Origin of the sequence: Bacillus carboniphilus (genome assembly GCF_039522365.1) — a bacterium.
GTDB lineage: Bacteria > Bacillota > Bacilli > Bacillales > JC228 > Bacillus_BF > Bacillus_BF carboniphilus.
Window position 1 is genome coordinate 30,071 of record NZ_BAAADJ010000053.1, and the last position, 11,778, is coordinate 41,848.

At 35.3% G+C, this 11,778-nt stretch carries 19 protein-coding genes and 1 pseudogene; 19 read left to right on the plus strand and 1 reads right to left on the minus strand.

Annotated features, from left to right (window positions below; translation table 11 throughout):
• Positions 1–159 precede the first annotated feature (159 nt).
• The 4 genes from ABDZ91_RS15525 (at position 160) to ABDZ91_RS15540 (ending at position 3,472) form a co-directional block, all read left to right on the plus strand.
• On the plus strand, positions 160–705 hold the full coding sequence (locus tag ABDZ91_RS15525) for a GrpB family protein (RefSeq protein ID WP_343800615.1): 546 nt from the start codon (positions 160–162) through the stop codon (positions 703–705).
• Positions 702–1,244 carry a histidine phosphatase family protein gene (locus ABDZ91_RS15530; protein WP_343800617.1) on the plus strand — a complete coding sequence of 181 codons (543 nt, stop codon included), beginning with the start codon at positions 702–704 and terminating at the stop codon, positions 1,242–1,244. Before ABDZ91_RS15525 ends, ABDZ91_RS15530 begins: the two co-directional genes overlap by 4 nt.
• Before the next feature lie 4 nt (positions 1,245–1,248).
• A complete protein-coding gene (locus tag ABDZ91_RS15535; RefSeq protein ID WP_343800618.1) occupies positions 1,249–1,770 on the plus strand; it encodes a nucleotidyltransferase domain-containing protein in 522 nt (173 codons plus the stop codon).
• A 79-nt stretch (positions 1,771–1,849) separates the two neighbouring features.
• The gene (locus ABDZ91_RS15540) at positions 1,850–3,472 is read left to right on the plus strand and encodes an ABC1 kinase family protein (protein ID WP_343800620.1); all 1,623 of its coding nucleotides are present in this window, start codon (positions 1,850–1,852) and stop codon (positions 3,470–3,472) included.
• Positions 3,473–3,563: 91 nt separating this feature from the next.
• Here ABDZ91_RS15540 and ABDZ91_RS15545 read toward each other — a convergent pair whose 3' ends face one another.
• Positions 3,564–4,076: a CBO0543 family protein gene (locus tag ABDZ91_RS15545; RefSeq protein ID WP_343800623.1), complete on the minus strand. Its 513-nt coding sequence runs from the start codon at positions 4,074–4,076 to the stop codon at positions 3,564–3,566.
• Positions 4,077–4,242: 166 nt separating this feature from the next.
• On the opposite strand from ABDZ91_RS15545, the gene ABDZ91_RS15550 reads away from it, so the two are divergent.
• The 15 genes and pseudogenes from ABDZ91_RS15550 (at position 4,243) to ABDZ91_RS15620 (ending at position 11,611) form a co-directional block, all read left to right on the plus strand.
• Positions 4,243–4,743 (plus strand): CBO0543 family protein, encoded by a 501-nt coding sequence (locus ABDZ91_RS15550; protein WP_343800626.1) that lies wholly within the window; start codon positions 4,243–4,245, stop codon positions 4,741–4,743.
• A gap of 74 nt (positions 4,744–4,817) precedes the next feature.
• Complete coding sequence (locus tag ABDZ91_RS15555) at positions 4,818–5,288, plus strand: DinB family protein (protein WP_343800629.1); 471 nt, start codon at positions 4,818–4,820, stop codon at positions 5,286–5,288.
• A gap of 21 nt (positions 5,289–5,309) precedes the next feature.
• Positions 5,310–5,480: a hypothetical protein gene (locus ABDZ91_RS15560; protein WP_343800631.1), complete on the plus strand. Its 171-nt coding sequence runs from the start codon at positions 5,310–5,312 to the stop codon at positions 5,478–5,480.
• 17 nt (positions 5,481–5,497) lie between these two features.
• Positions 5,498–6,211 carry a 5'-methylthioadenosine/adenosylhomocysteine nucleosidase gene (locus ABDZ91_RS15565; RefSeq protein ID WP_343800634.1) on the plus strand — a complete coding sequence of 238 codons (714 nt, stop codon included), beginning with the start codon at positions 5,498–5,500 and terminating at the stop codon, positions 6,209–6,211.
• A gap of 160 nt (positions 6,212–6,371) precedes the next feature.
• Entirely contained in the window at positions 6,372–6,554 is a 183-nt protein-coding gene (locus ABDZ91_RS15570; RefSeq protein WP_343800637.1) for a hypothetical protein, read from the plus strand.
• 90 nt (positions 6,555–6,644) lie between these two features.
• Complete coding sequence (locus ABDZ91_RS15575) at positions 6,645–6,845, plus strand: hypothetical protein (RefSeq protein WP_343800640.1); 201 nt, start codon at positions 6,645–6,647, stop codon at positions 6,843–6,845.
• Between the two features lie 27 nt (positions 6,846–6,872).
• Positions 6,873–7,415, plus strand: coding sequence for a hypothetical protein (locus ABDZ91_RS15580; protein ID WP_343800643.1), 543 nt, complete (start codon positions 6,873–6,875; stop codon positions 7,413–7,415).
• 67 nt (positions 7,416–7,482) lie between these two features.
• The gene (locus tag ABDZ91_RS15585; protein ID WP_343800646.1) at positions 7,483–8,409 is read left to right on the plus strand and encodes an aminoglycoside phosphotransferase family protein; all 927 of its coding nucleotides are present in this window, start codon (positions 7,483–7,485) and stop codon (positions 8,407–8,409) included.
• A gap of 34 nt (positions 8,410–8,443) precedes the next feature.
• A complete protein-coding gene (locus tag ABDZ91_RS15590) occupies positions 8,444–8,914 on the plus strand; it encodes a YhfM domain-containing protein (RefSeq protein ID WP_343800649.1) in 471 nt (156 codons plus the stop codon).
• Positions 8,915–9,222: 308 nt separating this feature from the next.
• Positions 9,223–9,492, plus strand: coding sequence for a hypothetical protein (locus ABDZ91_RS15595; protein WP_343800652.1), 270 nt, complete (start codon positions 9,223–9,225; stop codon positions 9,490–9,492).
• Entirely contained in the window at positions 9,480–9,770 is a 291-nt protein-coding gene (locus tag ABDZ91_RS15600) for a type II toxin-antitoxin system RelE/ParE family toxin (RefSeq protein ID WP_343800655.1), read from the plus strand. The genes ABDZ91_RS15595 and ABDZ91_RS15600 overlap by 13 nt, the downstream gene beginning before the upstream one ends.
• 112 nt (positions 9,771–9,882) lie before the next feature.
• Positions 9,883–10,311: pseudogene (locus ABDZ91_RS15605) on the plus strand (helicase); the annotation flags it as partial.
• A 143-nt stretch (positions 10,312–10,454) separates the two neighbouring features.
• Complete coding sequence (locus ABDZ91_RS15610) at positions 10,455–10,700, plus strand: hypothetical protein (protein WP_343800658.1); 246 nt, start codon at positions 10,455–10,457, stop codon at positions 10,698–10,700.
• An 81-nt stretch (positions 10,701–10,781) separates the two neighbouring features.
• Entirely contained in the window at positions 10,782–11,255 is a 474-nt protein-coding gene (locus tag ABDZ91_RS15615) for a hypothetical protein (protein ID WP_343800661.1), read from the plus strand.
• A 47-nt stretch (positions 11,256–11,302) separates the two neighbouring features.
• A complete protein-coding gene (locus ABDZ91_RS15620) occupies positions 11,303–11,611 on the plus strand; it encodes a MafI2 family immunity protein (protein WP_343800664.1) in 309 nt (102 codons plus the stop codon).
• Positions 11,612–11,778 lie beyond the last annotated feature (167 nt).

Sequence of the window (11,778 nt, forward strand, 5' to 3'; positions counted from 1 at the left end):
GGTCACGAAAAGCTGAGAACTATTATTTCTACCAACATTTAGTAAGAAATTCTGGATGATTATGGTAAAATATAATAATACCTACGCATTATATTGTAGTTTTCCGCGTAAAAGATATTCATGAACCCTTTAATAGAAACATAGTAAAGGAAGATGATAGTGAGAAGAACAAACGTCCAGCCCTGGTCGGAGGAGTGGGGCCAAAAGTACAAAGTGGAAGCGAGTGCCTTAAAAGAAATCTTCAAAGATATCATAATCGACATCTTCCACATTGGTAGCACCTCAATTCCAACGATTGGTTTTGCAAAACCCATTATTGATATATTGATAGTGGTAGAAGATATTGAACAAGTCGATCCACTCAATAATAAAATGACTCAACTTGGATACTCTCCCAAAAGTGAAAACGGAATCCCCGGTAGACGTTATTTTTCAAAAGGTGGAGAACAACGTACCCACCACGTACACGTTTATCATAAGGGGAATGAGAACATACAGATTCACCTTAACTTTCAGGCTTACCTCTTAGAAAACCCCGATATAGCCAAGCAATACGGACAATTAAAACAATCATTACTAGAAAAATATCCAGATATTCACCACAAATATCAAGAAGAAAAGCAAGAATTCGTGGACCAGCTTGTTAAAGATGCTCAAAAGTGGGCATTAAAAGAGCAAAAAAATGAGAACAGGAGATTAGTATGATTTATGTAATCCGACACGGACAAACCGATTGGAATAAAGAAGGACGACTCCAAGGACGAGAAGGGCTACCGCTGAATGAAGAAGGAATCCAGCAAGCCCAACAGTTAAAAGAAGAACTGAATGGGATTCACTTTGATTATGTGTTTTCATCTCCACAAGAAAGAGCCATTCAAACTGCAGAAATCGCTACAGGGTCTAAAGCTCTGGTGGATTCAAGGTTAGATGTTTTTGATTTAGGAGAAGCAGACGGATTAAAAAAAGAGGAAGTAAAACTTAAAGGAGCTATCCCGGACCCCAGTGTTTATAAAGGGGTTGAGGATATGTATAGTTATGTGGAGCGAGTCTTTCATTTTATGAAAGATCTCGAAAAAGAGCACGGCCAAAAGCAAGTAAACATTTTAATTTCTGGACACAGGTGTACAACCGGTTGTATTGGTGCTTATTTTAAAGGGATACCTGAGGATCAGAATATTTTAAGATTGTCCTCAGATAATGGAGGTTTTAAAGTATATCAATTTGCTAGTGGAAATGAAGGTTGAGAAGATGACCAACGAAGAAATCTTACAAACAGATTCACAGTTACAGATCCTAAATGAAGTAAACCGTATATGTGAATCTAATGATATCCATATATGGCTACGAGGGGGTTGGGCAATCGATTTCCTTTTAGGTGGAATTACACGTTCCCATGAAGATTTAGATTTGGTTACTTGGGTTTCAAATCGTGAAGTAATGGAAGAAGCCTTGGTTAAAGAGGGATTTGAGCGATTACCAATAAGTGACCGTCAGACTGACTTTCGTAAAAATGAAGTGGATATTCAATTTTTATATATGACACAGACAGATGGAAGTATCTCTCCTCATAACCTTCCCGAATGGCTTTGGAGAGCTGATTCATTGCCTCCTGGTTTGTACCAATTGAACGGAATATCGATGCGGGTGGTGAGTCCACAACAGCTTTTGGAAGAAAAACAAGTATACGAGCAAATCGGTCGGAAGCCGCGGGATAAAGATCAAGAGAGTAAGAGAATTCTTCAGAAAATCATTGAACATATGAAAAATTGAAACCTGTTGCCAACTTAACCGTAGATTAGATAATGAATCCATCGTTTAAAGATACGGAACGATAGAAAGAGGAATACTTATGAAAAAAAATAATAAGTTTTTCCGTACGGCTAAAGTTCTCTCAATGGCTTTTGTTATATTCCTTCAAATCTTTTGGTATAAAATTCGCCGAAAGGATCAAGCTGAATGGGAGAAATTATGGGGGAAAATTGGAGCACGGTTTCGAAAAACATTGTTTGAATTAGAGGGTCTTCTAATAAAAATTGGGCAAATACTAAGTACACGAGGAGATTTACTACCGACTGCTTTTATCAAACAAATTGAAGATTTAACCGATCGTGTCCCACCTTCTAAGTGGAGTGAAATCGAATCCATCTTAACAAAGGAATGGAAACAGCACCCAAACGAAATACTAGAATCCATTGAAATGGATGCGGTTGCTTCTGCTTCTATTGGAGAAGTATACAAAGGGGTGCTTTGGGATGGGACAGAGGTTGCTATAAAAGTGAAGCGCCCTCACATTGATGAAATTGTTCAAACTGACTTCAGAACCCTTAAGATAATTCTTTGGTTTGCAGATCGGTTTGTACCTATACCCAAAGGTTTTATTAACTTTAAAGTACTATTTGAAGAACTGAAACAGGTGATTGAGCGGGAGTTAGATTACACTACCGAAATCAATACGATTGAGTCATTCCATGAACGTTTTAAAGAATTAGATTTTGTAAAAATCCCGACAACGTATCCTGAACGCTCTACCCCTAAAGTAATTGTTATGGAGTGGGTAGAGGGGATAAGACTTACAAACTATGAGGAAATGGATCGATTACAAATCAATCGTCAAGAGTTGAGCCAGCGATTATTAAAGCTTTTCCTCCCACAATGGCTAGAGCCTGGAATGTTTCATGCAGATCCTCATACAGGGAACATTTTAGTATCAAAAGAGGGAAAAATCATACTCCTTGATTTTGGCATGGTTGGAGAAATTACAAAGAGGGATGCTACCAATTTTCAAGAATTGATTCAAAGCTTGTTGGCGAAAAATTATTCAAAAGCAGTAGATTGCCTTTCCCGACTAGGGTTCCTCCTTCCCGAAGCGGATGCTAGAACGATGGAACGTTTGCTTGCGGAGTTTACTTCATTCCATCCATCACAATTAAAGGAAATGAATTTGGTCGCATTAAAGATGGAAATGAACGATATCATTCAAGCTTTGCCTATTCAGGTTCCAACTCGATTTGTATTTTTAGGCAGATCTTTTATAACGATAGAAGGAATCCTGAGAAATTTGGCTCCTGAAGAGGAACTGCTGGAATTAGGGAAACCGGTCTTTATGGAGTGGTTTAACAAACAAGGGAACAACAAATGGGCATTTGTTTGGCAGTGGCTCCAATCACAGCCTATATTTAAACTGGCACACGCTGTCACTGATTTTTTAGAGGCACCACAAAGACTTGAACAAATGAAAGAGACCGAACAAAGAAGAAGCTTTCAATTTACGATATATGAAAACAATAAAAACCGGTTATTTCAATTGTTTTTATTTGGATTTGCTGGTTTAGGAGTAGGGATATACGCTGTACATCCGTTGGTAGCCAATCTCTCTGTGGGAGTTACTGTGATATCAGCCGTGGGATACGTATGGTGCGGATACAAACAGAAAAAATGGATGAAGTATATGCATGAAAAAAGAAGAACTTAGCCCTTTTTCTTATACAAATAGATCATCATACAAATATAAATGAAAAGTAGAAGTACTATAAATAAAGGGGTCGACAAATAACCACCGCCAATTACTTTAATTCCTCTAAAGTTGGATGGAATAAAGATAATAAAATAAGGATGATTGGAATGGAAACGGCAATAGCAACTAGAGGATTTTTATAATGAATCCTGACAACTATAAAAAGAATGATATTAAAAATAAACGACCAAAACAAATTCCAACCATTTTCATAAGGAAATAATCCTTTTTTGTGAAATAGGTACTCAATAGAAGTGAAATAGGCAATCCATATAGAAACGTAAACGTATTGTTTTTTTCCGGCCGGATAATATCTTAGATAGATCATAAGTACAATAGGGACAATAAAGAATGAGAAGGCAATCTCTATCAATGTATGATTTAACCAGCTAACCGTAACGGCCTTATATTTCCAAAGTGTATGATTATAAAAAATAAAATTATATAGCAAATTACAAATAATAAAGTACTGAACAGTAGGGTAATATTTTCGCCAATTTTTCCAGTCAACAAAATAATAGGCGAATACAACGTACACAGAAACAACTAATAAAAGATACATTCAAACAACCTTTTCTATTTTAATTATTTCAATTTCAATTATATCCAAGAGCAAAATGATTTAGACACTAGAAAAGCCTCCCATGAAAGAGGCTTTTTTCACTTTCATAAAGCGACTCGTACATATCTAGATCTATTAACGGCAAACTATTTGTGAGGTGTTTGCCATGACCAAAAGAAAGAAAAAAATATCAGCTGCCTTTTTAATTATTACGACTATAATTTGCTTAACCTTATTACCTTTTGCAATCGTCAAACGTTCCTTTAAAGATTGGTTAATTGTTTATTTGGTCAGCTTAATAGGAAATTCTTTAGCAGATCGCTACCTCGTTTCAAAAGGTTATTTAAAATACAACATTAGACCACTACCCAAAAAATTTAAAATCCATTTACCGTTTGACTATATCCAATATCCACTCATGCTTTTGTATTACAATCAATGGACTTTAAATAGTAAACCAATAGGGATATTCCTAAAACTCTTTCCGTTTATTATCCCTCAAGTAATCGTAGAAACCATTGCTGAAAGAAAGACAGATTTAATTACATGGAAAAAGGGGTGGGATTGGTACCATTCCTTCATCAGTTTAATCATTAAATTTCTAGTGTGTCGGTTGATTATTGCGTCTGTGAGAACGAAAAATAAAGAAGATATCTCCACTACGTAAAGGGGCATTGTCTAGTGCTCCCTTTTTTCTTTTGGTAAAATATTCATGAGTAAACGAAAGTTAGGATGTAACCAATGGATACATATTGTAAAAGTGCTTTAAACCAAATAGGAATTTGTGTACAGACAGTAGTCGAAATAATGAGGAATCTTACAGAAGACGACCTATTGAGACGACCTACACCAAATAAATACTCCGTGGGTGAGCTACTTGAGCATTTAGCCACCATCTGTGAGGCAGATTGGAAAATTTCTAATGAGGCGACTTGGGAAGAAATGGATGAGTATTACGCAACCCTTTCTTATAAAACTATACAAGAAATTGAACGGGGACTCTTTCAAAACTATGAATCTCTTATAGGCAACTATAGAAATCTATCAGAGGCTGACCTACAGACAACAACAACTTCCTATTGGGGAGTGAGGTACACTAGGTATGAGTGGTTATTAGAAATAGTGGCTCATATGTATCACCATAGTGGCCAGCTACACGCAATGATGGTACATGTTTTGGGAAAAGATCCACAGATTATGTTGTTTGAATAAAAGGTTCTAGGGGGATGAAACGTGTCAAACGATCGATGGATGGTGTATTTACTGGTTGGACTGATTGCTTATACTGTTATCATGTCCTTTGCATTTGAAAATGAAGCATTTTTCGCTGAACAGATAAACAGTACGGTCATAATCGGATTGTTAATTATTATTATTTTGAAACTAGATAAGAAAAAACAATAACAATAGGGGGTGAATACATGAAGAAAATCGGTATTATGGGTGCTTTGCAGGTTGAAATTGATATATTACTAGAAAAAATGGACGCCCATGAAAAAAGAACAGTGGCAGGTTTTCCATTCTACTGTGGGAAATTGTATGGGAATGAAGTAATCATAACTTGTTGTGGAGTCGGAAAGGTCAATGCTGCAGCCTGTACCCAAGCTTTAATAGATAAATTCGGAGTAAATTATATAATCAATACCGGAATTGCAGGGAGCATTAGAAGCGAAATAAGGGTTTGTGATGTAGTGATTTCTTCAGATGTAACTCATCACGATGTACGAAAAGATCAGATGACGAGCTTGTTCCCTTTTCAAGAGGTTTTTCAAGCAAACGGTGAACTGATTCAGATGGCAAAAGAGGCATGCATGTCAACACTTGAGAAAAACAAACATCATATTGGGCGAATTGTAAGTGGGGAAGCCTTTGTGAGCACTACCCAGTTAAAGAACGACATTAAAGAAGCCTACCAACCGGCTTGTGTTGAAATGGAGGGTTCTGCCATTGGGCATGTGGCATTTCTAAACGATGTACCATTTGTCGTCATTCGAAGTATCTCGGACAATGCAGACGAAGAAGCTGAAATGTCATTTGAGGCTTTTGAAGAAATAGCGGCCCATCAATCAGCCGGCGTTGTTTTAGAAATGGTGAAACAGATGAACTTATCTGAAGGTTATGTGAAGAGAAGTTGACTTTGTAGGGGATGTCAGCTTCTTTTTCGTATATCGTAAATAGGTAGTTAGATAGATTCAATTTTTCAGCGGAAAGAAAATATCAATGGTTTGTGGTAAAACTAGGTAATAAAAGAAATTATCTCATAGATTAAGTACCTACAAGTGAGGGTGAGGTAAAATGTCCGAAGATTACAGAGATAGGCTTCAAGAAAAAGAGCAGCAAAAGAATCCAGGGGGAACTTTAAATAATGCTTGGGCTCGTGCTTATACGGGTGCTCCTAGCACTGGATGTTTGGTAAATATTGTTTCCGTAATTCTGGTCATTATATTTATCGCCATTGTACGAGCTTGCTCCAATTAAAAGGAGAGTGCATTTTTATCAAATATTTCATAAAAACCGTTCTAATGGTATACGTCTTAATTAGTCTGGACTGAAGAAAAGGAGTTCTTTATGAAAAAACAGCTTTTGTTCTTAACACTTTTTATATTTTTGACAGGGTGTTCAGAAGAAAAGAATTATGTGTATTGGACAGTTACGGAAAGCTCCCAAATCAAACGACTAGAAGAGGCACAGATTGATTTCATAATCAAAAACGGAGAAATTTGGGTTAATGAAGAGGATATGAAGAAAGTAGTTGTTTGTTGTTCGTAGTAAAAATGTGTTTTGTAAGGAGGACATATGAACAATAAAAAAATACTAGCTTTACTAGTAGGTGCTGTAATGTTATTTCTTCTAATCTTTGAGGTTAGGATTTCTGGACCTAGTACTCTTGAAGAAGCTATGGATGAAGCAGGAATTTCCGATATTGAAGTTTTACACTCTGAACTAATCAATATTCATAAAAAGGATTATATTGTTTTCTATAAGTTAAGAGATTTACGCGGTATTCGGGTTGGATTAGCCAATAAGAATGAGTACACAGGGTGGAAATGGGAGCAAAACCTTGGGGATATCAGAAGAATAACTGATTTAGGAAAGGAAATGACCTACGAATATGTATCGTTACCAGAAAAGGATTATGCTGTTTTATTCGGAGCAATCGCTAACCCAAAAATAAACACGGTGACAGTGGGATATTCCTATGATTCATTACAGAAGTTTTCAAATATTATTGAAATCAATGATGAATTAAGTGTTTGGTTTACAGATTGGAGATTAGATGATCGAAATATTTCGGTGAGAGCAAAGGGGAAAGAATACTTTATCTTAACTGAAATTTAGGAAATGAATATATCCACATTGTATAGATTTTTAAAATAAAAGGATTAAAGAAATGACGGAGGCTACCATGAACTACTTGTTTAGAAAAACGATTACAGATTGGAATTCCTGGGGAGCTGTTTTTCAATCAATAGAAGATTTTCGAGAACTCATTAAGGAAATTTTTATTAGGGAAAACTTAACGGGTTATGAACAGATTTCTCATCTAACGCCGGGGTCGAATGCAGTATTCAAAGTGGGGTCCTATGTAATTAAAATATTTGCACCCACCGAATCAAGTGCAAACACGGACTATTATTATCATGCCGAACTTACTGCTATGAAGAGAGCGATAGCGAAAGGAATCAATACACCAAGAGTTATAGCGGCTTCTTATATACAAGATAAGTACTTATTTAGGTATATCATTATGGACTACATAAAAGGAAAAGAAGCGGGACGAGTACTGAAAGATTGCTCAATTGATAAAAAGGTTAGTTTTGTGCATGAGTTAAAAACTAACTTACAGAAAATAAATAGAAGACCAAACAATTTTGTGGATGGAAATGACTTGATAAAAAGGGCAATTCATAATGAAAAATGGTCACCATACCCTGAATCTGTTAAAAAACAAATTTATGATGTCTTAACTGATCTGCAAATTGAAAATATGGTGTATGTACACGGGGATTTAACTGCGGAAAATGTGATGATTGATGAAGAAGAAAGCCTGTATATTATTGACTTTGCAGATAGTACTATTGCTCCTGTAGAGTACGAATACCCACCTATCATTATGGATTTGTTTGATTTTGACCGAGATCTTACCTTAGAGTTCATGAAGGGGATGGAACTGGAAGAGTTCATAGATAGACTTTTCGTTGGAACCTTGTTGCATGAGTTTGGAGCATTTATAATAAAGGACTTTTGGGATAGATGCACTAGTAAAAAGGTTGAGGAATTAACGGATATCTTTGAAATCAAAGCGTTAATGTTTGATAAACTAAAGAACTAAACGTACAAATTAGTTGAAGAGAGGGGAGGTATAGATGAACAATCATGCTAAAGAAGAAATAAAATGGTTAATGATATTACTTGTTGCAATACTAACGTTAGCATTGATTGGAATTGCATGCTACTTTTTGACAAAATCAAATAATCACGGTGACATATGGTCATTTTTTAATGAAGGTCAAATAATAGAAGTTCAAAAGCGTATTGGCGAAGAAAATAAATATGAAGACTACAAAGTAATAGACAATAATGACCATGTCCAAAAGATAAAAGAAATGTTAGATAATGCTAAATGGGAAAAAGCAAAGATGGAAATGGCACACCCACCAGATTACCAATTTGTGTTTCGATTTAAAAACCCTAAAATTGATGCAAAAGCAGTCTTATACAGGATTTGGTTAGGTCCTAATAACAATAGAGTGAATGTCGTAAAAGGTATTGGTGAATACGTTCATCTTGATGGGGATTATTCAAGTGTTTTTTTAAGATTTATAACAGGAGAATAATTTATAAAAAAAACTTCTTTCAACTAACGGACAGGGATTGTTCAAAAAGATAAGAGGGTATGTAGTAACAGACTCAGGATGTGCCATAAAAAAGGTTCTCCGGATTATTTATTTTCTAGAGAACCTGGAGGAGGATGATATCGAGCCGGAATTTTCTTAACCACACTTTGGATTTCATTAAATTGTTCAAAGGGTCTGTAAATGAAAAGATTAACTTGAATGGAAAATTACATAGTACCTAGTGGAACAGTTTATTGTTCTGTGTAGGTATGTGGAATAAGGTCATAAAAAAACTTGAAGAGGTATAGATGACTATTACTATAGGTAATAGTCATGTTATGGAATTTAATTTGGTTTATAATAAAAATAAAATATTCTACAGGAGGTGTTTTAGGTTGAGCACAAAGGAAGAAATCATAAAATTGATAAAGGATTTACCTGAAAATGTAACTCTCGAGGATATAATGAGGGAATTATATGACAGGTCCAAAATTGAAAAAGGCATTAGAGAGCTTAACTCTGGTAAGGCAATGTCTCATAGTGAAGTTAAGGAGAAACTTGGGAAATGGCTGAACTAAGATGGGCTCAATCCGCAGTGCGAGATCTAGAACAAATATGCAGTTTTATAGCTGAAGATTCTGATGAATATGCAAAAGTATTCGCAAGAAGAATTATTGAAACTATTGAAACAACGGCAGTTTTCCCATACTCTGGGAGAATAGTTCCTGAGATGAATAGTGATATGATTAGAGAAAAAATAATGAGTAATTACAGAATTATTTATCGTATAAAACAAGAGAGTATAGAAATTGTTCGGATTATTCATAACGCCAGGAGTTCTATAGATTTAAATTAATGACATCATGGCTAGATACATAGGCTATGATGTCATTTTTTCATAAATAATCAAAGGGAGCTTTTTGAAGTTTGTTAATAATTACGCTTAAAGTAACGGACAGCATTACTTTAAGTATGGAGAGCAGTTTTTAAATGATAATAAATTTCCGACATTGGATTCAAAGTACACCATGAAAACTGTTGAAAAAACCGTTGGTAACCTTGGTTTTCCTGAAGGAGCTACAACTGCTCATATCTTCAATAAAGTGAGAGATTTTGGTTTGGAATTGTGTCCACTTGAATTAGGACCGTATCTAAGACTGGAGTATCTGGATCAACCTGAAGGTGATTCGGGAAATCCCTTACAGCAGCATCAAGCTCCAACAGGATCTATCACAGTAGCATCGAAGATACTAACTAAAGACGATAATTTTCCAAAAGGCTTTTATCTTAGACGAATTAACGGCAAGTTGTGGCTTAGGGGCTACATTGTCGATGGGTTACACGTTTGGAATTCTTCTGACCGTTTTGTTTTTTGTCTAAAAAAAGTGCTTAATTAAAGCAAGAGAATGACAGCCTATTTATTCTGAAAGATACTAGAGTTGAAGATCTAGTGGTTGGCAAGGTAACTTCTTTTTTTATTGTACTAACAGACAGGTTAATTGAAGAACGATATAGGAATACAAAATTATGGAGGATAGAAATGCGTTTATTTGATGAGGATAACGAAAACGTAATTAACAATGTCTCTATATTTTTAACCATTGATGAGGCTAGAGAAATGATAGATACATTAGAGGGGCTGTTGAAAAGCTTTGAAAATAAACCTAATCATGGACATTTAAATGACGAAACGTATCAACATGAGATTACAATTAGTCTCTATGATGATAAGAATCTGGATGGCTTAAATGAAAGGGCAAAAAAGCTTATTAGAGAAAACAAATGATTGATGTTAAGTAACAGACAATTTACTTCAATAAAAAGAAGTAAAATACAAATACAAATCTTTGATCGGGATTGATAGGAATTGGAAAGTCATATAACAAATGAGGTATTGGAAAACGTATTTTTTATTGATGGAAGTCTGAGGGATATTTATGTACTTGATGCGGATAAAGACGATTGGCAAAAATTTTATGATTGGGTTCTCGCAAATCCTTGGGAAATTCTTTTTTACAAAGATGGACAAATAGCAGAGTATAAAGAAAAAGTTGTTACCAACATCTTCAAAGATAAAGAGAACGGGACCATCCATCTAATGTCGATAAAATTAAACAGTGTTTTGATAAATTGTCATTTCTTTTCAGAGGAAGAATTAGAACTAGATATTGATCCAAAAGATGTAAAAGATATCAGAGCAGCAAGTACGGTGTTTGATTTTATGAGAGAACTATCAATAAACCTTGATAAAGAAAGTATTCTTACAGGAGAGAATTGTCCTGAAAACCCATTGGTTTCAGTAAGATCTGATGGAAAGGGCTTTATAAGATATAGTGCTTGATCACTATCGGAGCAGAAGAGTGGAATAAGGTAAAAGGAGTTTTATCAATGAACAGTTCGTTATTACTTAGTTTACACAGAGCTCTATTCAGTGCAATTCCAAAAAAATTAAAAGGATTAAGAGTAAAAGAAATAAATAATTTGCTAATATGGCAGGCTTTCTTTGATACGGAACCAACAGAAGAAGAAAAAGAAGTGTTAAGTGTTGCCTGTACAGAAGTTATAGCTGATTTCCCCAATATAAATAAAGTCGAGGAAGAATATCTGTGCCATCCAGCACCACTGAAAAATACTACTATGGAAGAATGGGCATTTGTTATATGGGAGCCTGAAACTAAGCAAGACACAATGAATTAGCATTATATCAGGGGCAAGAGTTTAATAACAGGATTGTTGCTTTGAAGTTTTTCTTATTGAAGTAACGGTCAGCATTCCTGTAATGGAGAAAAATGAGGTTTGAATAAAAAAATAGCCTCTTGGTAGAATGAAAGAGTCCTGAAGCTGGCCAGCGAAAAGGACAATAT